This is a genomic window from Pedobacter jaeyakensis (assembly GCF_054461315.1).
Genome location: NZ_CM136921.1, coordinates 1,391,847 through 1,416,273 on the forward strand (window position 1 = coordinate 1,391,847; position 24,427 = coordinate 1,416,273).

General features: G+C 43.5%; 9 protein-coding genes. 7 read left to right on the plus strand and 2 right to left on the minus strand.

Going from position 1 to position 24,427, the window contains the following annotated elements; translation table 11 throughout:
* The first annotated feature begins 20 nt into the window (after positions 1 to 20).
* Genes ACXZ1K_RS06275 through ACXZ1K_RS06290 form a run of 4 tightly spaced genes read left to right on the plus strand, consistent with a single transcriptional unit; the run spans position 21 to position 6,808 of the window.
* Positions 21 to 731 carry an ABC transporter ATP-binding protein gene (locus ACXZ1K_RS06275; RefSeq protein ID WP_458972529.1) on the plus strand — a complete coding sequence of 237 codons (711 nt, stop codon included), beginning with the start codon at positions 21 to 23 and terminating at the stop codon, positions 729 to 731.
* Entirely contained in the window at positions 712 to 3,261 is a 2,550-nt protein-coding gene (locus tag ACXZ1K_RS06280) for an ABC transporter permease (protein WP_458972530.1), read from the plus strand. The genes ACXZ1K_RS06275 and ACXZ1K_RS06280 overlap by 20 nt, the downstream gene beginning before the upstream one ends.
* 30 nt (positions 3,262 to 3,291) lie before the next feature.
* On the plus strand, positions 3,292 to 4,269 hold the full coding sequence (locus ACXZ1K_RS06285) for a GlxA family transcriptional regulator (protein WP_458972531.1): 978 nt from the start codon (positions 3,292 to 3,294) through the stop codon (positions 4,267 to 4,269).
* A 46-nt stretch (positions 4,270 to 4,315) separates the two neighbouring features.
* Positions 4,316 to 6,808: a hybrid sensor histidine kinase/response regulator gene (locus ACXZ1K_RS06290; protein WP_458972532.1), complete on the plus strand. Its 2,493-nt coding sequence runs from the start codon at positions 4,316 to 4,318 to the stop codon at positions 6,806 to 6,808.
* Here the strand turns inward: ACXZ1K_RS06290 and ACXZ1K_RS06295 are convergent.
* Positions 6,793 to 8,121 carry a sigma-54-dependent transcriptional regulator gene (locus ACXZ1K_RS06295; RefSeq protein ID WP_458972533.1) on the minus strand — a complete coding sequence of 443 codons (1,329 nt, stop codon included), beginning with the start codon at positions 8,119 to 8,121 and terminating at the stop codon, positions 6,793 to 6,795. The genes ACXZ1K_RS06290 and ACXZ1K_RS06295 overlap by 16 nt on opposite strands.
* 107 nt (positions 8,122 to 8,228) lie before the next feature.
* Between ACXZ1K_RS06295 and ACXZ1K_RS06300 the strand changes: the two genes are divergently transcribed.
* Positions 8,229 to 8,660 carry an RrF2 family transcriptional regulator gene (locus ACXZ1K_RS06300; RefSeq protein ID WP_458972534.1) on the plus strand — a complete coding sequence of 144 codons (432 nt, stop codon included), beginning with the start codon at positions 8,229 to 8,231 and terminating at the stop codon, positions 8,658 to 8,660.
* A 6-nt stretch (positions 8,661 to 8,666) separates the two neighbouring features.
* On the opposite strand, the gene ACXZ1K_RS06305 is transcribed toward ACXZ1K_RS06300, so the two are convergent.
* Complete coding sequence (locus ACXZ1K_RS06305) at positions 8,667 to 11,198, minus strand: NACHT domain-containing protein (RefSeq protein ID WP_458972535.1); 2,532 nt, start codon at positions 11,196 to 11,198, stop codon at positions 8,667 to 8,669.
* 269 nt (positions 11,199 to 11,467) lie between these two features.
* Here ACXZ1K_RS06305 and ACXZ1K_RS06310 point away from each other — a divergent pair, with 269 nt between their 5' ends.
* Both ACXZ1K_RS06310 and ACXZ1K_RS06315 read left to right on the plus strand, forming a co-directional pair.
* Positions 11,468 to 23,380 carry an Ig-like domain-containing protein gene (locus ACXZ1K_RS06310; protein WP_458972536.1) on the plus strand — a complete coding sequence of 3,971 codons (11,913 nt, stop codon included), beginning with the start codon at positions 11,468 to 11,470 and terminating at the stop codon, positions 23,378 to 23,380.
* 48 nt (positions 23,381 to 23,428) lie between these two features.
* Positions 23,429 to 24,424 carry a PorP/SprF family type IX secretion system membrane protein gene (locus tag ACXZ1K_RS06315; RefSeq protein ID WP_458972537.1) on the plus strand — a complete coding sequence of 332 codons (996 nt, stop codon included), beginning with the start codon at positions 23,429 to 23,431 and terminating at the stop codon, positions 24,422 to 24,424.
* Positions 24,425 to 24,427: the final 3 nt, after the last annotated feature.

Consider the following 24,427-nt stretch of genomic DNA (forward strand, 5'->3'; position numbering starts at 1 on the left):
TACATTTTAACAATTAGATATTGAGTAAGTCAAATACTATGCCGTCAAATAAGATCCTAGAAATTGAACACGTAACGAAAACATATAAAAGTGCTGGTAAAAGCTTAACTGTTTTGGATGATGTCAACTTTACAATAAACGCAGGTGAAACTGTCGCAATTACAGGGCCGTCAGGTAGTGGGAAAACTACTTTGCTCGGACTTTGTGCCGGTCTGGATAGTACCTCCTCCGGCTCGGTCACTTTAAATGGTATAACATTAGATTTCCTCTCGGAGGATGAACGCGCAGCAGTTCGAAATCATCATATTGGGTTTATTTTTCAAAACTTTCAGCTCATTCCAACATTGACGGCGCTTGAAAATGTAATGGTTCCGATGGAGCTTCGTGGAGAAAGGGACGTAAGTGGCTACGCCTTGGATTTGCTGGATAGAGTGGGCCTCGCCAACCGATCTCATCATTACCCATTACAACTCTCTGGTGGAGAGCAGCAAAGGGTTTCACTAGCAAGAGCATTTTCCAATCGTCCGGCAATTTTGTTTGCCGATGAGCCCACAGGCAACCTCGATGCGGAAACCAGTGAAAAAGTGGAGCGATTGATGTTTAATTTAAATAGTGAAGCAGGGACAACGCTGGTTATTGTTACTCACGATCCAGAGCTTGCTAGCCGTACCGGCCGGGTGATCAAACTAAAGGGGGGTAAAATAATTGCTGATGGATCCGATGCAAAATAATCATTTGTCTACAACCCACAGTAAGGTCGGCTTTAACTGGCTACTTAAAATGGCTTGGCGCGACGCACGAAAAAATCGGTCGCGATTACTGTTGTTCGTTTCCTCAATTGTTCTTGGAATTGCTGCGCTTGTAGCCGTATATTCCTTTAAGGATAATATGGAGCAGGACATTGACGATCAGGCGAAAACCTTAACGGGAGCTGATTTAACGGTTGAGTCCCGCAAACCTGTTTCTGCAAAGACCATGCAGGTCCTGTCAAAATTAGGTGATGAAACTGCAACGGAGCGAAGCTTTGCTTCTATGGTTTACTTTCTGAAAACGGATCAGAGCAGGCTCGTGCAGGTAAAAGCGCTTGAGGGTAATTTTCCATACTATGGCAGTTTAGAAACTACACCTCTAAATGCCGCAGGTAAATTCAGGAGTATGGAAAGGGGCGCATTGGTTGACCGCACAGTAATGCTTCAATATAATGCCAGGGAAGGTGATTCTATTAAAGTTGGATCGCTCAGCTTTTTAATATGCGGGTCGTTGGACAAAGCACCCGGACAGTCTGGAATTTCCTCGACTGTCGCCCCCATTGTTTATATTCCATTAAGGTATTTGGAGCAAACAGGTCTCACTAAAATCGGAAGCAGGATTCAGTATAAATTTTACTTTAAGTACAATAGTGATATACAGCTTAAGAACGATCTAAAAAGGCTCCATCCTTTGTTTGAAAAAGAAGGGCTCGATACCGAAACTGTCGCTTCAAGAAAAGAACGGATAGGCAAGTCCTTTCAGGATGTTAGCAGATTCTTAGCACTATCCGGCTTCATAGCCCTTTTACTTGGATGTATAGGAGTGGGGAGTTCAATTCAGGTTTACATCAAGGAAAAATTGACTACAATTGCCACACTCAGATGCCTGGGTTTACGAACCCGGGAGGCTTTTTTAATCTATTTGATCCAAGTCATAGTGTTAGGGTTGATTGGCGCTCTAATTGGCGCCTTTTGCGGAACGATGCTCCAGTTTGTTCTTCCCGTTGTTTTTAAAGATTTCATTCCTGTTGAATTGAGTATGCAGGTTTCCTGGTCGGCAGTAGTTCAGGGAGTATTTTTGGGAGCCTTTATTTCCGTATTGTTTGCGTTGCCGGCATTGCTGGCAGTAAGAAGCATTTCGCCGCTAAACGCCATCAGGCAGTCCCTGGAAAAAGAACGGAAAGGAATGGATTACCTTTTGATAGTTGTGTACCTGGGTATCGGCCTTTTTGTACTTGGTTTTTCTCGTCTCCAAATGAACAACTGGATTGATGCGCTAGCTTTCTGCTTGGCTATTTTGCTGGCCTGTTTGGTGTTATATGGCATTTCAAAATTGCTAATGTTCCTTGTTAGAAAGCTGGTTAGCAGGTTTTCCTCTTATTTATACAGACAGGGATTTTCAAATCTTTACCGGCCAAACAACCAGACCCTAATGCTTACAGTTTCCATCGGTCTGTCAACAACATTAATATGCACCCTGTTTTTAATACAGCAAATACTGGTTCAACGGGTTCAGGTATCTTCTTCAAAGAGCCAGGCAAATATGATTCTATTCGATATTCAGAGCAGTCAAAAAGATGCAGCGGCCACGCTCGCAAAGAAGTTTGGACTGCCGGTAATTGCGCAGGTTCCAGTAGTCACGGTTAGGATTGATAAGATTAACGGCCGTACCTCAAAAGGAGAGGGGCGAGAAGCAAGAGCATTACAGGGAGAATTACGCGTCACGTTTCAGGATACACTCACTTCCGCGGAGAAGATAGTTAAAGGCAAATGGCAAGGGAATGTCGAAAAGGATGGGAACGTATTTGTTTCCCTGGAAGATGGCTATGCAAAGCGCATTAATGTAAAGATAGGAGATACCGTACTTTTTAATGTTCAGGGATTACCCATCTCAACAATTATTGGCAGTTTTCGAGAAGTAAACTGGACCAGGATGCAAACTAACTTTAGAGTAGTTTTCCCCAAAGGGGTCTTGGAAGATGCACCACAGTTCCATGTATTGATGACAAAAGTTCCATCCGAGTCTGTGTCAGCAAAGTTTCAGGGAGCGGTAGTAAGGAATTTTCCAAACGTTTCAGTAATAGATTTGGGATTAATTATAAAAGTGGTGGAGGACTTACTTTCTAAAATTACTTTCGTAATTCAGTTCATGGCCTCATTCAGTATGGCCACTGGATGGGTTGTATTGATATCTGCCGTGCTCACAAGTAAAAGTCAGCGCTTAAAGGAAATTGTCCTACTGCGGACTTTAGGGGCAAGTAAACGGCAAATTATCATTATCACCGTCGTGGAATATGCTTTTCTTGGGGTATTTGCTGCAGGTACCGGGGTTTTACTGTCATTATTTGCCAGTTGGGCATTGTCCATATTTGTATTTGATGCAGTATTGGCCGTACCGATTATACCTGTGATGATTATATTCTTATCTATATGCTTAATTATTGTATTAACTGGTGTAATGAGTAGTCGGAAGACACTCAATACACCACCCATTCAGATCCTGAATGCTTAAACAATGCAAATATTTCCCTAATTTTAAGTTATGAAGCATATTTCTATACTTGTTCCAAAGGGTGCCATTTTGGGTAGCCTTGAAGGCTCAAGACAGGTTCTTAGCCAGGTTAATTCATTTTACCAAATGCGGGGTTTAGATCCAATTTTCAAGGTGGAACTTATTGGCCTTGCCAGGGAGACTCCGGTAAGCGGTGGCTTATTTACCGTTAATGCAGACCGCACAATTGCTGACGTAAAGAAAACGGATTTGATTATTATTCCGGCTTTGGATGGGGACCTCAATCTCGCCATAGAAAACAATAGGGAATTTATTCCATGGATCATCAGCCAGTATAATTCGGGAGCCGAAGTGGCAAGTCTTTGCCTGGGCGCATTCCTATTGGCTTCTACTGGATTGCTGAACGGGAAGAAATGTGCTACACATTGGTTAGCCGAGAATGACTTCAAAAAGTTATTCCCAGAGGTGAGCCTGGTTACTGAAAAAATCATAACAGATGAACATGGCTTGTATTCCAGTGGGGGAGCCTTTTCTTATTTAAATCTTATTCTATACCTTATTGAGAAATATGCCGGCCGGGAAATCGCTGTGCTTTCGGCTAAAGTGTTTGCAATTGAATTGGATAGAGACAACCAACTCTCATTTACCGTTTTTCAAGGGCAGAAAGAACATGAAGACGAGTCGATTAAAAAGGTACAACAGTTTATTGAAACCAATTTCCAGGATAAAATTACCATTGATCAACTGGCATCTATGCTGGCAATTGGTAGAAGAAATCTGGAAAGGAGATTTAAAAAGGCAACTTCAAATACCATTGCCGAATATATTCAGCGGGTAAAGGTGGAGGCTGCTAAAATTAGTTTAGAATCTTCCAGGGAAAATGTCAACGAAGTGATGTACAAAGTGGGCTATACAGATAATAAAGCGTTTAGAACAACCTTCAAAAGGTTAACAGGTTTATCGCCAATTCAATATAGAAGTAAATACTATCGGCAGCAAGCAGGGTAAAACACAATGCCTGAAATTCCGTTATTAATGAAACTACTTTTGATTGATGCCCGAAAAAAGACAGTTCTTCAAAGGAATTAAAGGAAAAATCATATTGGCGCTGCTACTCGCTTGCGTATCACTATTGACCGCCTGGAGTGTAAGTAAATCAGTCTTCAAGGAAATGCTAACTACTGTAGATAATGTTTCCGCACCGAGCAGCAGGTTAGCACTTGTAAACTCCATTTCCAGAAATATTGGCACATTGGACCAGCAGCAGAAAAGCCAGGCCATATTGGAGCCAGGCAACTATAGCAAAATTTTTAAGGCATCAGCCCAACTGCGCAAACTTATTGATTCGCTCGCGATTCTTTACGCGACAGATTCAATTCAAACTTCCAGAATTGCCACTATAAAAAGATTGCTTATTGAACGCGACAAGCAATTTCTGAATTATTTATTGATCAGGGGCAGATTGATGAATAACAAGCCGCTGGCAGACAACATGAAGCAGCTGAGCATCGCCGTAGCAAGTCCGGGAAAAAAAGACAGCACTATTCTAGCTACCGAACAAAAAACCTCCACTACAACTTTTTTGCCTGATGATCAGAAACCAAGGAGTTTTCTGGACAAAATATTTGGTAAAAAGAAGGAGGGTAGAACCGGTCAGTCTTTTGTGATCAGGAGTGAAGAACGGATTAAACGGGATACCATAGCACTTGCTGCGCAAGATGCAATGATTAGGCGAATTGAGAAATCATTCAAAAATATAGAAGTAGAACAGCGACAAAAAAATGCGAGCTTCTTAAGTAGGGAGGCCGATTTGGCTCGGGTGAATAGTAAACTAACTGCCCAAATGCTCGAAGTATTAAGGATGGTTGAAAGCAAAGTGCTCACCCAGATTGATCTCAATGCAATCCAGGCAAAGCAAGTAGTTAATGCTGGTATAGATACGATCACAGCAATTTTGCTTGCATTCTTGCTGATCACCATCGTGTTACTTTACCTGATCCTGACAGACATTACCAGGAGTAACAGGTACAGACATGATCTTGAAATTGCAAAGGATGAGGCCGTATATCATGGGATGGCCAAACAGCGCTTCTTGTCAAATATGAGCCATGAGATCAGAACACCCTTGCAATCAATTGTAGGCTATACTGAACTCATCATGGAGGAAAAAGCTACTCCGGATCCTGATCATGTTCAAGCCATTCACAACTCCTCCGAACATCTTTTGCAAATTGTTAACGAGATACTTGATTATAACAGGATCATCTCTGGTAAGTTTACTTTTGTCAACGAAGCTTTCCACATGGACTTGCTTCTTGATGAAATCATCACCGTAATAAAGCCGGAAGCAGAAGCCAAATCACTGCAACTGAAAACGAGTTTTGAACTAAATGAACTGGGTTTACTTAGCGGCGACGCCTTTAGATTAAAACAAGTCCTGTTAAATCTGCTCGCAAATGCAGTGAAATTTACGGATCAAGGCGAAATCCGCCTATTGGTAAAGTATAAGAAGAAGGAGAACGACCATCATTTCACTTTCACCGTTGCTGATACAGGGATAGGGATGTCTGAAGAAGATTCGAAAAGGATTTTTGAGGAGTTTGAACAAGTTAATGCCAGCCAGACAGATCTGCGAAGGCAGTCAGGCGCCGGCTTAGGCCTTACAATTGTCAAAGCACTAATTGAGAGTCAGGGAGGTCGAATCTATGTAAAAAGCAAATCCAATATCGGGAGTACATTTACATTTTACCTCACTTTTGCAGCTGCAGTTGGAAGTGCCCCGCACCTCTTGGAAAGTCCTGCGCTAAAAAAGGATTTCCAGGGCAAAGTTTGGGTAGTGGATGATGATCCCTCGATACTCGAGTTATGCGGCATCATTTTTAGAAAAGCGGGTGTTGACTACCAATGCTTCAATAGCCCTATAGCATTATTGCAACAAGATCTTGACATCGGAATTTCGCACATATTGATGGATATCCGTATGCCTGGAATGAGTGGGGAGGAACTTTGCCGAAAAATAAGATTGAAAGGGAACCGCCACATAAAGATTGTTGCAATCACTGCTCAAGTGTTGCCTGATGAGCATGAAGCGCTCCTTAAAAGTGGTTTCGATGCTTTAATTACCAAACCGTTTAAATCTATTCAATTGCTAAACGTGATTAACGGCAATCATATCGACTTACCTGTAAATCTTAATGCTGATCTTGGGCAATTAAAAAAGATGACTTTTGGGGATCCAGTTCTGATGAGGCAGATATTAGATCAGTTCACCAAAGACAGCGAGGATGATTCGGAGGTGATCAGAGCTGCATTGAGCGAAAATAATGTTGAGCTCACCTCCCTGGTGCTGCATAGAATGGCAGGAAGGATTGCACAGATCGGAATTAACGAGCTTTCATCAAAATTCAGAGTTATGGAATTGAGGCTTAGAACCGAGAACTCAAACTCAATAGCCGAAAACCGCCTGGAAATATTGAATTTGCTTTCGTCTTTATCGCATGCGCTCAAAATGTTGCAGAAAGAAGAATCAAATTATTCGATCTCATAACGCTCCATTTTGCTATACAACGTTTTCCTGTCAATGTTGAGCAATTTTGCGGCTTTAGACTTATTGTACTTAACTTTTACGAGGGTTTCCAGGATGAGTGATTTTTCGTTGACCTCGTTAATTGCTTTCAAATCTGTTCCACTTGGTTTCTGAGCCTGATTTACAGCGATTATCATCTCTTCCGGCAAGGATGCTAACCCGGCAATTTCAGTAGTAGACAACAATACCATTCTTTTAATCACATTTTTTAGCTCACGTAAATTTCCAGGCCAATCATACCTCGTTAAAATATCACTCGCTTCCGGAGCCAGTGTCTTAACTTCCCGCCCAAGCTCCAGGTTTGATTGCTTTATAAAATGTTTAATAAAGATTTCTAAATCTTTTTCACGGTCGCGCAGGGCCGGGATTTGTATTTTAAATTCATTCATCCGGTGATACAGATCCTCACGGAACGAACCTTGAGCAACGGAGTTTTTCAGGTCGTCATTTGTAGCGGTAATCACCCTTACGTCTACCTTGATGTTCTTTGTGGTTCCCAAAGGCTGTATTGTTTTTTCCTGCAGCGCACGTAACAGCTTAATTTGTACGTCATAGCTGAGGTTACCTACCTCATCTAAAAATAATGTCCCTCCATTTGCAGCTTCAAACTGACCTTTTTTATCATTAATGGCACCTGTAAATGCGCCCTTTACATGCCCAAATAGTTCACTTGCAGCAAGTTCCTTAGAAAGTGCGCCACAATCTATCGCAACAAAAGGCTTGTCTTTCCTTTTGCTTTGCATATGTAAAGCTCTTGCGGCATATTCCTTTCCTGTTCCGCTTTCTCCCTGTACAATTACAGACATTTCTGTCGGCGCAACCAAAGAAATGTACTCATTAAGTTTATCGGCGATTTTGCTTTTACCTTTAATGGCATCACCATGTTCTACACCTGTACCTAAAGATTTTTTATCTGTTTTATTGAGCGTTTTGTTAATCACCATTAACAGCTCATCTGGGTTAACTGGCTTGGTAATGTAATCTATAGCGCCTAACTGAATAGATTTAACTGCAGTTCTCACATCATTAAAGCTTGTCATAATGATCACGCTGAATTCTATATTTTTTGACCTTAAGGAGGAGATGACATCAAGACCGGTGCCATCTGGTAATCTATAATCTGCAAGAATCAGGTCGTAACTATCACTTTCCAAAAGATCCAGGGCTTTCTTAACAGTATAAGCAATACTGGTGTGGTGTTGGTGCTTGTTTAAAAAGCCCTCTAATATTTGAGAGAAAGTTCGGTCGTCTTCTATAATTAGTATTCGTGCCATAGGGATTTCGCATCAGAAGCCGTAAAAATACGAAACAACACTGATATACCGTGAGCGGGTTAAAAAACGAACAAGTTTACTTAAACTTTTTATTAGCTTTGTTATATATGCTGTCTAAGAAAACTAAATATGCAATAAAAGCACTTGTAGCGCTTGGCAAAAACACAGGAAATCCGCCGATGCAGATTGTTAGGCTTGCGGAAATGGAAATGATACCCAGAAAATTTTTGGAGCAGATTTTACTCGATATGCGTAATGCAGGTTATCTGTATAGTAAAAAGGGAGCGGGAGGGGGTTATAGTTTAAATAAAGATCCCAAAGACATTTACCTGGCAGATATCTTAAGGATAACAGACGGGCCAATTGCCATGGTACCCTGTGCAAGTTTAAAATTTTACAGGAAGTGCGATGAGTGTCATGATGAGGTTACTTGCGGCATTAGGAAAACATTTATTGATGTGAGAGACGCCACACTAAACGTTTTGGCTCAAACCTCAATAGCAGATGTTATCGCAAGAGAAATAGAACCAATTGTTTAAGACAAGTTATTTTTTAACGTTTTTCATTTCCGATGGAATAAACGAATTTTTGCACTGAATTTTTCGGTCTTCAATAAAGCAGAGTCTTTCATACATCTTTTCATTGAGTTTTGTAGCGTCCTTACCTTCCTTAAGTAACGCTATGATCAGATCAAAAGCAATCAGTGCACAAATATTTAATTCAGCTTTTCTGAAAAATTGAAGGCAAATAGTCGCATCAAAAAGCGATTGTTCGTAATTGCCGGCAATTCTGCTATTACAGGCACTATTCAACTGAATGATGTGCGCAGTATAATTGCTGATGTTATACCTTTCTTTTTCGTCGTAAATTTCATTTAAGATTGATGCCGACTGCCTGGATTTCTTTGAAGGATCGTAGATGGTATACCATAACGACATTATACTTAACAAAAATATTGCAAATGGATTTCTGCTTTTAAATATTTCTGGATTCTGTATTTTAATCAGGTTAAAAAGCGCTTCTGTTTTTTGTCGGTCATTTAACAGCAGTCCAAAGTGAAGGGCAAACACAAGGATAATTGAATCATTCATCTCATGCCTCGAAACATGGGAAGGAATATTTTTCATCAATTCCGTATATATCTTGTCTTGTTCATTCAGGTAATCGCAAACTTTTAGTTCGCTGATGTTTTTTAATAAAACCAAAGCGCTGGATGAAGAGAGCAGCCTGTTTTTTTTACCCGATACAATTCGATCCTCATGGTTCTCTTTCAGTTTCAATAAATCCAAAATGGACAATAATGCATTGTATATGGTCGTATGGGTTTCATCGACAGAAATTTTCGACAGCATTTCTACAGATTCTCTGTAACAGGGATCACCAATGTCAAAATTTATAAGCGCTCTGATAATTTGGTTATGAAAAAGCTCTACCTGATCTTGTGCTATAGCATCAGTGCTATTTTTCATTCTATAATCGAGATTTTCAGCAGCAAAAAGTATCAGGTAGGTTCTTTCAGAATGATTAGGTTCTAAAGAAAATGCGTGTTTCAGATAACTGAAATCCCCGGATCGGACAAAATAGCGGATGGTCCACTGAATAATCTGGAGTTTAATGGGACCATTCCTGTATGTTTTTCTAACCTGATCAAAAAAGCCTTCATCTATCTTTAAATGAAACTGTTCCAATAATTCAATAAATAGAAAATATTCGAATACCTGTGGTTGGATAAAACGAACAAATTCCTTTGGATGAAATTCCTCAGATGATCTTTCCTCCATTAATATACCATCTGAAAGCAATTCTGAATACGCATTCTTAAATGCGGCAAGTTCACTGATCAGATCGTCTTTGGAAACTGCGTTTTTTTTCTTGCCATTGTCAGTCAGCTGGATAATTTTTTTAAGAAACAGTATTTTCTCGGTATAGTAATTCGACCTGTATATCTTGTCTTGTATAAACCGGGAAATTAACTCGTAGAACGTAATGTTAGAGGCATAATTGAAGTTTGGATCCTCCTCCTTTAACTGGTAATACAGCTGAACGTGAAAAGGAAATTTTAACTGACTTTTCAATCTTGGTTTTACAATCTCAGGATCCACATGATCAATTTTTGAAATGATCATGTCAACCTCTTTTTCTGTGAAAGGCGGCACATTAGATTGTTCATTCAAATTATAATAATTTCCAGGAAACCATTTGGTTTTCAAATAAGCAGACTGTCGCATACAGTCGTAAAATCTAACCCATGTGGTTGAACGCATGCTCATTACCAATTTGATTGCCTTGCTGTCTTCCAGTGCGCAAATAAAATCTATGATGCCATTAAAAAGATGTCTCCTGAGGTCTTTCAGTAAGGCTACATCAGAAAATCCGTCAAGAAAAATCAGGAATTTTCTTCCTGTCTTTTTAAAATGACTATCGGCTTGTGAGATCAGGTTTTCATGTTGAGGAATTCCCAATATCAGCTTGAGTTGGGATTCGAAACTTGCTTGTGGATTTTCTTTGTTAAATAGGCTATAAATGGTAATAAATGCTAAAGTGTCTTCTTTGTAGTTTGCATCTCTTCGAGAAATAATTTTCTCTGCAAGGTGACTTAAAATAATCGTTCGGCCGTAACCGGGCTGGGAGATGAATGACGTAAACGTGTAATCACTCACGTAGAAATCGTCAAAGTCGTGTTCAGAAAACTTCCTTTTAACAGTGATTTCATAAGGAACACCAGATCGGTTTTTTATACTCTTGATGGTAGCATTAGTTAGCGTGGCAGATCTTTCATGTACCTCAGACCAATTGAACTCTTTTGATTCTGCAGCCCGTAGTTCTAAATGGGAAGCGAAGGTCTGAGGATGGCTCGTTGCGTATTCTGTTAATGTGGATAAGGTAAATTTCGAGAAATTATGCCTCACCATAGCAAACCCAAACAGCCGCTTAATGGTCGTTTCACTAACATTTTTGTTTAGTGCTTTGCTGATCTCTATCGATATTCTTTTACAGTCTGCTGGAGTAATATTTCGTATTCCTGTTTTTGAAAGAATTTGATTTCTGAGATCATTTAAGACAGAGGGTTCGTCCATTTCGCAAATTTATTTAGGCATTTCATTTAGAGCTTAAACGAATATAATGCTTTATGTCAGAACATTGTTTGTGTTCACATCCTAAATCGAAACGGCTGTTTTGGGTAGAATCGTGCAATTGTTTAAATAACAGTTCTTTAAACCATCTGAGGGCGATAACTGCCCATTCATAAGATCAAAAATGAACAAAATGAACAGAAAAACGATCTGAGGCCATTTTAATGAACAATTCGAACGTGGCTAACAAGGCAATCAATGATTAAAATTGTATGAAGCAATCAAGAATCTCAATTCCCTCTGCCATGAAATGCACATCTACTTTAACCGAAAACGTAAAAAGAATTCTCTCCTCTTTGTTAGTAATTATTCTAGTAACGCTATTGAATTTAAATTCGTATGCGCAAACAAGAATATTTGCAAATGAAGTAAGTTATTCAAGCCCTGCCACAATATCTTCTTTATTGGGTTGTGGGAATTTGGGCCTTAGTCCTTGTTACACAAACGCTGTTGACAATCCTGCAAATGCAATAAGTACATCAACTTCCACTTTTGCAAGGGTAAAGTCCAGTGCGGGTTTGGCACTTGGGATTGCCGCATTTCAAGGAGAGATTGAATTGAAATTTGCCGCGGTCGTGCCAGCAGGTACCACCAGTTATATCCGGATTAACTCACCGAATGCCGATTTGCTAAATACTTTGTTAGGCGGCAACCTGGGGAATGTGCTTACAAATGTAGTAGGTACTGTCGCACTGGGCAACAGGTATTTTGAAGCCGGTGCCAGAATGGGAACTGGCGCTGCAAATAATGTATTCAATGGAAATAGCGCAAATCCCTTTTCCACCGACAACATAAAATTGATCAAAGATGCAAATGGATATTTTTATGTAGCCATAACTCCCGCACAAGCGTATGACCGCGTTTATATAAAAGATTTTACGAATGCGGTTCTAGGTTTGGGTGCAACTAGTTATACTGACGTATATTATGCTTTTCATGGTGGAACTATTGATCCCTGTGCGCAAGGATTCGCTACTGGATTTGAGGGTACCGGCCTTACGGCTGATCTTCTGGGCCTTGGAAAGGCTGGAGTTACAAATCCGGAACGGGCGATCGATGCCGATCTAACGAATTTTTCTCAAATCAGCCTTGGTGCTCTTGGGGTAGCTGGTACCATTAGCCAGATCATTTACTTTGAAACGCTCTCTACTCCGGGTGATGATTTTAATGTAACCATCCAAGCCCCGCAAGCGTTGATTAATGCTGGCTTATTGAACAATATTTCTGTAACTGCATACAATGGGGCTACTTCTGTGTATACCAGTAGCCTGTCGTCTCTTTTGGATCTTGACCTGCTAGGCTTGCTAAATACAGGACAGCCTGCCGCTATTCCGTTTAGTCCCGGTACCCAGTTCGATCGTGTTAAGGTTACGATTTCATCTTTACTAAATGCAAGTTTAACGCAAACGTTTAATTTATATGGCGTAACGCGATCAGCAGGCAGGCCAACATTTACTGCTCCTGCATCCAATAACGTAAGTATTTGTTCAGGAACGTCTGCAACGCTGAGGGCGACAACTCCTTCAAGTAATCAATTGCTTTGGTATGAAAGTGCAACTGGGGGTACACCTGTTACCACTTCATATAATGGAACTTTTGTTACACCGGTCCTTACCGCGAACAAAACCTATTACGTTTCGGCAAAAAATCTCTCTTGCGCTCAAGAATCAGCAAGAGTACCAGTAACAGTTACACTCAATCCAATTCCGGATTTACCGGTAATTACTACAAATAGTCAAACGATCAGTGCCGGTCAAAGTACCACATTGCAGGCTACGGCTACCGGCGGAAATACCATTCAGTGGTTTGCAAGTCAGGCTGGTGGAATACCACTAGCCACCGGACCGTCATTCACCACCCCAAGCCTGAACGCCACCGCCGTTTATTATGTCGGAACGGAAAGTGCATTGGGCTGCGCAAGTGCATCAAGAGTCCCGGTAACAGTAACTGTAACCAATGATCCGGTCAATCCAAACTGTAATGCAGCTACAATGCAACAATCTGGGATAGATGGTATATGTGTGTTGTGCAGCATCCAGGGTGCAGGCAACTCAATTGATAATGATCCCGCCAACTTCACAAGGATCAATCTTGCAGTGGGTGTCGGTGCGTCTGGATATCAACGTTTGTTATTTGCCAGTCCGGGTTCTTCAACAGACAGCATCAGATTGGATCTCGAAACTCCAACCGGTTTAACAGATTTAACAATTCTAAACGGTATTACGGTAAGGGTAATGAACGGCAACGTTGTTGTCGCGAGCTATCCGCTCAATTCAGCGTTACTGAACTTGCAACTTTTAGGAGGAAATCGTTTCAAAGCAACAGTTCCTGCGGGCGGAGTTTATGACCGGGTAGAAATCAGGTTAAATGCTTTGGTCTCTGCGTTAAGTAACCTCAACATTTATGGAGCGGAAATAATATTTCCCAATCCTACAGTAGCCAGTAGTGGTCTAAACGTTTGTGCAGGTAATGCGACAACCTTGTCCGCTACTCCAAATGGTGGTACCAACTTGAAATGGTATGATACCGCTACAGGGGGCACTGCTCTAGCTACTGGTAATAGTTTTACAACTCCGGTTCTCAGTGCTTCTGCTATTTATTACATAGAAGTCAGTAAGGGAAACTGTGCCAACCAACAACGTATCCCGGTAACAGTAAATGTTAATCCTCCCATCAGCTTTGCTGGTATCGCATTAACAAATGCCACACTCGGCGCCACCTACTCCAAACAAGTTCCTTTAGCTACAGGAGGTACACCTGCATTTACTTATACACTGGCTCCCGGTAGTGTGCTTCCCGCTGGTCTCTCCATTGCGAACGATGGAACTATAGCAGGAACGCCGACTGGCACTGGCGACTTCAATTTTTCTGTGTTGGCAACAGATAGTAAAGCTTGTGTTGCTTCGGCTAATTTTACCCTCAAAGTTACTCCTGCATTACTGTTGCCGGCGGCGGTGCTTCCAAACGGAACAACTGGAACGGTCTACCCGGTACAAACAATTCCGGCTGCAACAGGCGGTACAACCCCATACACCTATACTGCCAGCAATCTGCCTCCCGGCCTTACTTTCGATCCGGCAACAAGGCAAATTTCGGGCACACCTACGCAAATTGGGAACTTCATCATTCCAGTAACCGCTACTGATGCCAATGGAAATACTGTAGTAGGTAATTATACGATTGTTGTTAGAGATCCACTAACGCTTCCGGCGGCAACTCTTGCAAATGGTACGGTCGGCACAACTTACAGCACGCAAACAATACCATCTGCTGCTGGTGGTAATGGCCCGTATAGTTACAGTGCTTCAGCACTGCCTCCGGGTCTAACTTTTAACCCATCAAGCAGGGAAATCTCCGGCACGCCAACTCAAGTTGGAAATTTCACCATTCCGGTAACCGCTACCGATGCAGATGGGAAGACCGTAACTACAAATTATTCCATCACTGTCGGCGCACCGCTCGTATTAGCTCCAAAAATTATGGCAGATGGAACGGTGGGAAGCCCGTATGCAACTGAGACCATCCCAGCCGCAACTGGTGGTACTGCCCCATATACCTACGTGGCAACCAATTTGCCTCCAGGGCTTGCATTTAATGCAACCACCCGACAGATTTCCGGCACACCAACGCAATCAGGAACATTTAATGTAAATGTATCCGTTACTGATGCAATCGGTACAATGGCAAACCAAACCTATACAGTTAAAGTTAATGGCGTCTTGTCACTTCCATCAGCAAGTCTGCCAAGTGGAATAGTAGGTACTGTATATCCAAATCAAACTCTTCCGGCAGTAACCGGTGGAACTGCACCATACACCTATGTAGCAACCGGACTTCCTCCGGGAATCTCCTTTAATGCAACCACTCGTGTCCTTTCGGGAACACCTACTACTGGCGGACCATACACCATTAAGCTCACTGCTACTGATAATGCAGGATTATCTACAAGTACGGATTATGCTTTACAAGTTAATGTTGATGCGCCGGTAGTTGCCGCTGTAAGCACCTGTAGTGGTTCACCTGCAACATTAACAGTTTCTAACGTGATACCTGGTGTTATATACAAGTGGTATGCGTCAACAGGAAGCACGTCAATTGCAACCGGATCAAGTTTTACCACGCCAGCATTGAATTCTTCAACAACTTATTATGCAGAAGCTAGCTCCGGTACTGCCGTAAGCAGCAGAACTGCTGCAATTGTAACTGTTAATCCACCTGCAGCCCTTGCAGTGGTAGGTACCGCTAACCAGGTGGTGAGCCCCGGACAAACAACAACTCTCCAGGCAAGTGCCGATGCTGGAAATACGATACAATGGTTTGCCAACGCTACAGGAGGACCTGTTCTGGCAACCGGCGCCACTTTTACCACTCCGGCACTAAACGCAACAACAACTTATTATGTTGGTACGTTAACCGCTTCTGGTTGTGCCAGCAGCTCAAGAGTGCCTGTAACTGTAACAGTTACCAGTGGCCCGGTAAACCCGAATTGTAATGCGGCAACGAGTCAGCAGACCGGAATTGACGGGTTATGTTTGCTTTGCAGTGTTCAAGGCGCCGGAAATTCAACTGACTCCGACTTAAATAATTTTACAAGGATCAATTTAGTTGTCGGTGTTGGAGCCTTCGGCTATCAGAGACTGATCTTTTCTTCTCCTGGAACTGCAACCGACAGCATCCGTCTGGATTTAGAAACCCCTACAGGCCTGGCCGATGTAGGTGTTCTAAGTGGCATCACCGTTCGTGTGATGAATGGATCGACTGTTGTGGGAACCTATCCGCTTAATTCTGCCTTAGTAAACCTTCAACTATTAAACGGTAACCGCTTTCAGGTAACTGTGCCTGCTGCTGCGGTTTATGATCGGGTAGAAGTACGCTTTAGTGCATTGGTTGCCGCATTGAGTAACTTAAATATCTACGGTGCAACCGTAGTGTATCCAAATCCAACAGTTGCCTCAAGCGGACAAAATATCTGTTCAGGCAGCGCAACAACGTTAACAGCAACTGCAAACGGTGGCACTACTATAAGTTGGTTTGCAAATCCAACTGGTGGAACTGCCTTGGCTTCCGGCGGAAGTTTTACAACTCCGGTATTGAATTCAACAACAACATACTATATAGAGGTAAGTAAGGCTGGATGCGCAAATCTGCAACGTTTACCTGTTACTGTCACAGTTACACAAGTGCCAGCTGCACCTGTTTTGGTTAATGTACCTCCAATTTGTGCGGGCTCTGCTGTAACCCTTGCTATAAATAATCCGGTTGCCGGCCTTACCTACAATTGGTATAGCGCTGCTAATGGCGGTACGATACTGGGCAGCGGCCCCACCTTTACAACACCTGTGTTAACAGCAAATACTACTTATTATGCTGAAGCTGCTTCTGGTTCTTGCACCAGCGCCACGCGTACTGCTGTAAATGTGAACATCAGTCCGATTCCGGATGCCCCTATAGTTACATCAAACAGTGTTGTTATTAGTTCCGGACAAACGGCTACGTTAAGCGCAACTACTACCGGGAATAATATTATAAACTGGTATGCTGCCCCTACAGGCGGTGCAATTTTAGCCACCGGCCCTACTTTTGTAACGGCTCCTTTAACCGCTACTACCACCTACTATGCAGAAACTGCAAATGAGGCTGGTTGTGTTAGTGCGGCTCGTGTAGCAGTAACGGTAACTGTTTTGGGTGGTACACCCAATCCAAATTGTAATGCTGCAAATACACAACAAAGTGGAATTAATGGCATATGTGTACTTTGTAGTATTCAAGATGCCGGAAATTCTGTAGATGCCAATTTTACTAATTATACAACCATCAGTCTCCCTGTTGGTGTTGCAGGTTCGGGTTATCAGCGGCTGATCTTCCCTGCCGCCGGAGTAGGAACAGATAGCATCCGCCTGGATCTTGAAACCCCTGGTGGACTTGCAGATGTGGTCCTGCTGGGAGGTATCCAGGTCAGGGTAATGAATGGCAGCACAGTTGTCGCTACTTACAATCTTGGTGCTTCGCTACTCAACCTTAGCTTATTAAGCGGAAACAGGTTCATTGCCACACTTCCTGCTGTAGCTAACTACGACAGGGTGGAGGTGAGGGCAAATGGCCTGGCATCGGTGCTAATGAATCTTCGCATTTATGGTGCACAAGTCATCTATCCAAATCCAACAGTTTCTGCCAATGGCCAAACTATTTGTTCAGGTAGCGCTACTTTACTTTCAGCTGCTGCAAATGGAGGTACAACGCTCCGTTGGTATAGTGACGCAGTTGGCGGTACATTACTGGCCACAGGAGAGAATTTTACCACGCCAACGTTAACCGCAACAACCACTTATTACATTGAAGTGAGTAAAGGAAGTTGCGCAAATGCTCAGCGAATTCCTGTAACCGTAACAGTTACTACACCTCCTTCAGCGCCTGTAGTCGCTGCTGCGGCACCAGTTTGCTCTGGCTCATCTGCAATTCTGTCGATCACTGCTCCTGCGCCTGGCATTTCGTACAATTGGTATACCGCAGCTTCTGGAGGCAGCCCAATGTTTAGCGGCCCTGTGTTTACCACACCTGCCTTAACAGCAAATACAACGTTCTATGTAGAGGCAGCTAATGGGGCATGTGCTTCCGCATCACGTACAGCTGTTAATGTAACCGTTAATCCACTTCCTCCGTTGCCACAAGTCGCAGTTTCATCAACTACCGTGAATGCTGGTCAGTCAGCCACACTTACTGCTTCATCAACAGACCCTTCTGTTACGTCATTTAACTGGTATGACTCAGCAAGTTCGACTACCCCGGTGTTCACGGGTTCCACTTTTGTTACGCCGGCTTTATCGGCCAATGCTTCATATTTTGTTGAATCTGTATCTGCTTCCGGATGTACATCTGCCGGTCGTGTGCAAGTCAACATCACGGTAAATGGCGGTGGTACTCCAACTACAGTTCCTTGCGAAGCCGCCACATCGCAAACCAACGGTATCACCGGATTAGCTCTTTTTGCGAATGTTTTCAATGCCGGACAGGCTGTCGACAATGATACTCAAACCGCTTCTTCGCTGGTGATGCCAGTTGGATTGGTCGGCGCCTCCATCTACCAGCGTCTTGGCTTTACCAACCTATCGGGTACTGGAGATACTGTAAAAGTACTACTCAGCTCTCCTGCTCGTTTATTGTCTGTAGGTTTACTGGGCAATGTTACCATCACTTCCTATAATGGAGCTACCAGTAATAACGATGGGATAGCGATCAATAATCCTTTAGTTAATATTCAATTGCTGAGTGGGGGTGCTCAGGCGCTAGTGAGCTTCGTGCCTGCTCAACCATTCGATAATGTTGAGGTAAGACTAAACTCCGGAATAGCTGGGGCGTTGACCTCAATTAACGTTAATTATGGCCAACGCGTACTTGCAGCGCCACAAATTACGGTTCCTAATCCAACTGCTTGTGCCGGATCAGCTGCTACGCTGACTGTACAAAACCCAGTTGCCGGACTAACTTATCGCTGGTATGATGCTTCCGGAACCTTCACAGGGTCAACAGGAACAAGCTTTACCACTCCAGTATTGTCGGCCAATGCGGTCTATTTTGTAGAGGCAAATACTGCCTCTGGCTGTGCAAGCGCCAAAACACCAGTAAATATTACGGTAACACCAGCTCCGGTAACTCCGCAATTATTAGCGGCTGACGTAAAAGTTTGTTTGGGCAGTGATGTAGTCTTAACCGTCGGAAATCCTCAAGCCGGAGTGATTTACATTTGGAAAAATGGAGCAACAATAGTTCAGTCTGGCCCATCAAGCACCTATACAGTTACTGCTGTAGCAGGCCCTGCCACTTATACAGTTGTAGCACAAAATGTTGCCTGCTCAACGGTTTCTGCACAAGCTACTGCAACTGTTGATGTAGGTACACCTACGCCTCCAGTAGTAACACCAGCTTCCACTACAGTTAACAGCGGAGAACGCGCATTGTTAACAGCAACCTCATCTACCGCAGGTGCTACATTCACATGGTATGACAGAGATCCTGCGCTTCCGGGAGCTGTTGTTCTTTCTACTCCTGCCAATGGAGAAAACGGAACATTCCTTACAGATCCACTTACTGCCAATACAACCATTTGGGTAACCAGCACAGCTGGAGCTTGTATATCCGCAGGTTCACCTGTTACCATCACTGTAAATCCTGCTCCAACTCCAGAGAGTGTTCCATGTGAAGCGGCCACTGCCCAGGAAAATGGAAAATCGGGATTGTTAGCTGCGCTTGCCGGAGTAGACAACCCGGATCAGGTTTGGGACGACAACGTCAATACAGGATCATCATTGAGAATTCCTGTAGGTGTTGGTACCTCCGTTTACCAACGTGCAATATTTACCGGGCCATCTGTAATCGGGGATAAAGTCCGGTTAAAATTAGTTTCGCCTGGAACTATCCTTTCCCTTGGCTTGTTGCAAAGTGTACAGGTAACTACTTATCTTGACGCAACTAGTAATGGTGATACCAGAACCATCAGTGATCCGTTGCTTAATCTGCAATTGCTTTCCGCAAATACAGAAGCCTTAATAGAATTCACACCTGCATCTGTATTCGACAGGGTAGAGGTACGGCTCAATTCCGGATTGCTTGGTGCACTCACTTCAATAAACTTTAATTATGCTCAGCGAATTTTAACACCTCCAGTAGTGTTAGCAGCTAATGTAAATGCCTGTGCAGGTACTTCAGCAACTTTATCAGTTCAAAATCCTGATGCGAGCCTAACTTACAAATGGTATCTGGGAACTACCTATCAAACAGGTAAGGATGGCGCAACATTCTTGACTGATCCTTCACTTGCCGCAGGTAGTTACGACTACTTTGTATCGGCAAGCAGGAATGGTTGCGAAAGTGTGAAGACTAAAGTTACGGTAACGGTACTGAATGCGCCGGATGCACCTGTTCCTGCTGCCGGAAATCCAACAGTAGCTTGCCCTAACACTCCTGTTACTCTGGCTGTAAACACTGTTGCCAACGTTTCATTCAACTGGTACGACTCAGCTGGCAATTTGCTTGCTGCCAATACTCCGGTTTATACTACAGGAAACCTCACTGTGGGCAGTTATGATTTCTTTGTCGAAGCAGCAAATGCCAATTCCTGCACAAGTACAGCACCGCGTACAAAAATTACTGTTAAAGTTAATCCAGGCGCTACGGCTGCCGATTTAACCATTGCGGGTCTTCCTGCCTCGGTTTGCGCAGGCACAACGCTCAATTTAACAGCCAGTGCTGCAACAGTTGTTAATCCAATCTTTACCTGGTATTCTGATGCATCTCTTACAACTGTAGCTTTCACTGGTGCCAGTGTCAATATACCGGTTACAGCTACAACAACCTACTATGTAACCGTTAAGGGCGACAATAAATGTGAAAATTTACCTGGCGATGCAAAAGTGGTTGCTATCAACGTAAACCCGCCAGCTACTGCCGCCGATTTGGAAGTTGATGGGGCTAATGCTGCGCTTTGCGCCGGAAGCACCGCAACGCTGGTTGCAAAAACCACAACGGTAACCAACCCTGTATTTACCTGGTATAAAGATGCGGCATTGACTGATATTGCCTATTCAGGAGCCACTTTTACAACTCCGGTTCTTACCGCAACTACCACCTATTACGTTACCGTAAGGGGAGATAATAAATGTGAAAATCTAGCGGCAAATGCAGAGGTCATTACATTAGTGGTCAATCCTCCTGCAGTTGCTTCAGACATCAATATTGTTGGGGGTGGTTCTGCAGTATGTGCAGGTTCTGCCATCACCTTGAGTGCCACTACCAGTACAGTTACTAACCCGGTATTCACCTGGTACAGCGATGCAGGATTAACGACTGCAGTTCACACCGGCGCTACCTTTACTACTCCTGCTTTAAGCAGTACCACAACCTACTATGTAACGGTAAAAGGTACCAACAGTTGCGAAAATACACCTGCTACTGCAAAAGCAGTAACATTAATAGTTAACCCACCGGCAACACCTGCCGATATCAATATAGCAGGTAACAATGCATCCTACTGTGCAGGTTCGTCTGCCACACTTACTGCTACGTCCAGTACCGTTCTTAATCCGGTATTTACCTGGTACAGTGATGCTGCGCTAACCGTGCCGGTATATGTGGGGGCTAATTTCAATACGCCAACTTTAAATGTCAGCACTACCTATTACTTAACGGTTAGGGGTAGCAACAGTTGTGAAAATCTGCCTGCCACAGCCAAGGTGATCACCCTTGTTGTCAACCCGCCGGCAACTGCAGCTGATATCGACGTTGCAGGTGCCAATGCCCCATTCTGTTCTGGTAATGCAGGCCGACTCGTAGCGAGCAGTTCAACTGTAAATGATCCAATCTTTACCTGGTATAACGATGCCGCACTTACTGACGTCGCTTTTGTCGGCCCGGTATTTAACACGCCAGCACTTACTGCTACAACTACTTACTACGTAACGGTTAGGGGTAGCAACAAGTGCGAAAACTTGGCAGGCAATGCCAAGATCATCACCCTCGTTGTGAACACGCCGGCTACAACTGCTGATGTGATCATTTCAGGGGCAGACAGTCCTTACTGTTCTGGCGCAACCATTACCTTATCAGCCAGCAGCACTACCGTAAATGATCCGATGTTTATCTGGTACACTGATGCGGCATTAAACAATCCAGTATTTGCAGGCCCTGTGCTAACCATTCCTGCTGCTAATGCGTCTATTACTTACTACGTAACGGTAAGTGGCAGCAACAGGTGTGAAAACACCCCTGGCACTGCGAGAGTAGTCAACGTGGTGGTTAACCCGCTTCCTGAAGTGCCTATTGTCACCAGTGCGGGTACCAATATCTGCAGTGGCGATGCTACGGTGTTAACCGTACAGAATGCGCAGACCGGAGTTACCTATCAGTGGTACGATGCCGCTACGAACGGAACACTACTGTTCTCAGGCAGTCAGTATACCACCAACACGCTAAATGCCAACACTGATTTCTACGTGATGGCAGTAAGCGCTTCTGGCTGCGGAAATCCGACTGGCAGAGTAAAGGTTACGGTAACGGTATCTCCTAAGCCTGTAGCACCATCTGTTGCCGCAAATACCGTTAACGTTTGCTCTGGCAGCGCGACTGTATTGAGTATCTTAAATCCACAAGCTGGAGTAACGTACAAATGGTACAGTGCAGCTGTCGGTGGTAATTTGTTGGGTACCGGGGTCGACTTCATTACACCTGTGATCACATCCAGTACCACGTTTTATGCCGAGGCTTCAACAGCATCTTGTATAAGTACCACCAGAACCGCAGTAACTGTAATTCCTGCCGTTCCACCTGTTGCTCCGGCATCTGTTTCCGGAGCAACTGATCCTCAGTGTTCAGGTGCTGGTACGGTGCTTACTGTGAATAACCCCGATCCGCTGGTAAACTACCGTTGGTATACATTGCAGTCTGGAGGAACTCCTGTGTTCGAAGGCAACCCTTTCACCGTTTCTTCACTAAGTGCTACTACAACCTATTATGTAGAGAGCGTTAACAAATCATCCGGATGTGTAAGTATGACCCGTACCGCGGTAACAGTTACCGTGCTTCCAAAATTGGATGCTCCTGTTGTTACTGCACAAACTGCAACGCCTGGCGCAATTACTTTCCAATGGAACGCCGTTCCAGGGGCAACAGCTTATGAGGTATCGCTCGATAATGGTGCAACATGGATCAGTCCTACTGCAGGCCCATCTGGCACAAGCTACACGGTTTCAGGCTTGCAGCCAGATCAAAGTGTAACCATCATGGTCCGTGCTAAAGGTCAGCTTGCTTGTCAGCTAAGCAATGCAACAACACTTACAGACAGGGCTATAAATCCGCAGGGAAATACGGTCTTCGTTCCAAACACATTTACACCAAATAACGACGGTAAGAACGATGTATTCTATGTCTATGGCAACACCATCTCTAAAATGAAACTTAGAGTTTATAACCAATGGGGTCAGTTCTTATACGAATCAACATCAATTCAAAACGGATGGGATGGTACCTATAAAGGTGAGCTGCAGCCCAACGGTGTTTATGTCTACTATCTGGATGTGGTGTTTAACGACGGTAGTAAATCCATGAAGAAAGGAACAATAACATTACTGAGGTAGCAACTGAATATGAATCATTTACCCGTTAACCCGAAAAACAAATTTGTCATGAAAAATTTAGCAAAACTAATAACTACTGGAATGTTCATTTTAATGGGCAGCCTAAATGTTGCCGGACAAATAGACCCTCACTTTTCGCAATACTATGCACATCCACTTTGGTTAAACCCAGGTCTTACCGGCGTAACAGACGGAGAATATAGGGTTTCCCTGAATGCGAAACAGCAATGGGGATCTGTGTCTAATGCCTTCTTAACTGGGGGAGCCTCCTTTGATAAAGCACCTGTTAAAAATCTCGCCTTCGGCGCGATGGTGTTGAATCAAAATGCCGGAGACATTAGCTATAACCACCTCAGTGCGATGGTCTCTGGTGCCTACCGTGTGCATTTTGGGCGCATTGGGTTGAATATTCTAAATTTTGGACTGCAGGCAGGCATTCTAAATAAGAGTTTTGATCCCTCCAAGGTTACACTTGGCAGCCAATATAATCCGGTTACCGGTTATGATCCGGGTTTAGGTATAAACGAGTCCTTCACTTCCTCAAATACACTAGTCCCAGATTTTAATGCGGGTTTTATGTATTTCGACGGAAATCCTGATCAACGCGTAAATGTTTTCGGAGGGGCAATGGCCGGACACCTGACCCGACCTGTTGACAAGTTCCTGGGGAATTCCATTCGAATGCCAATCCGTTACGCAGCTCATGGTGGGGCAAGAATTAAACTTTCTGAGGCGATTGACATTACGCCTAACGCTTTATTCATGAAGCAAGGTAATGCCCGTGAAATTGCAGCAGGAGCATATGCGCAGCTGATGTTGGATCAGGAAATCGATCTGATGTTCGGGACTAACTACCGTGTCGATGATGCAGCAATCGCTTTTTTCGGTCTGCACCTCAGGAATATGGTGTTCGGACTCAGCTATGATTTTAATACCTCTACATTAAATAGGGCAACAAGGAGCCAGGGTGGTTTGGAACTTTCAGTTGCATTTACCGGTAGGAGAGGCATTGTAGGTCCAAACTTCTTTTGTCCAAGATTATAACTA

Bases quoted from the DNA above. Each gene is read 5' to 3' on its own strand.
- ACXZ1K_RS06300 (WP_458972534.1), top strand. From the start codon at position 8,229: ATGCTGTCTAAGAAAACTAAATATGCAATAAAAGCACTTGTAGCGCTT.
- ACXZ1K_RS06290 (WP_458972532.1), top strand. From the start codon at position 4,316: ATGCCCGAAAAAAGACAGTTCTTCAAAGGAATTAAAGGAAAAATCATA.
- ACXZ1K_RS06280 (WP_458972530.1), top strand. From the start codon at position 712: ATGGATCCGATGCAAAATAATCATTTGTCTACAACCCACAGTAAGGTC.
- ACXZ1K_RS06315 (WP_458972537.1), top strand. From the start codon at position 23,429: ATGAAAAATTTAGCAAAACTAATAACTACTGGAATGTTCATTTTAATG.
- ACXZ1K_RS06305 (WP_458972535.1), bottom strand. From the start codon at position 11,198: ATGGACGAACCCTCTGTCTTAAATGATCTCAGAAATCAAATTCTTTCA.
- ACXZ1K_RS06310 (WP_458972536.1), top strand. From the start codon at position 11,468: ATGAAGCAATCAAGAATCTCAATTCCCTCTGCCATGAAATGCACATCT.
- ACXZ1K_RS06285 (WP_458972531.1), top strand. From the start codon at position 3,292: ATGAAGCATATTTCTATACTTGTTCCAAAGGGTGCCATTTTGGGTAGC.
- ACXZ1K_RS06295 (WP_458972533.1), bottom strand. From the start codon at position 8,121: ATGGCACGAATACTAATTATAGAAGACGACCGAACTTTCTCTCAAATA.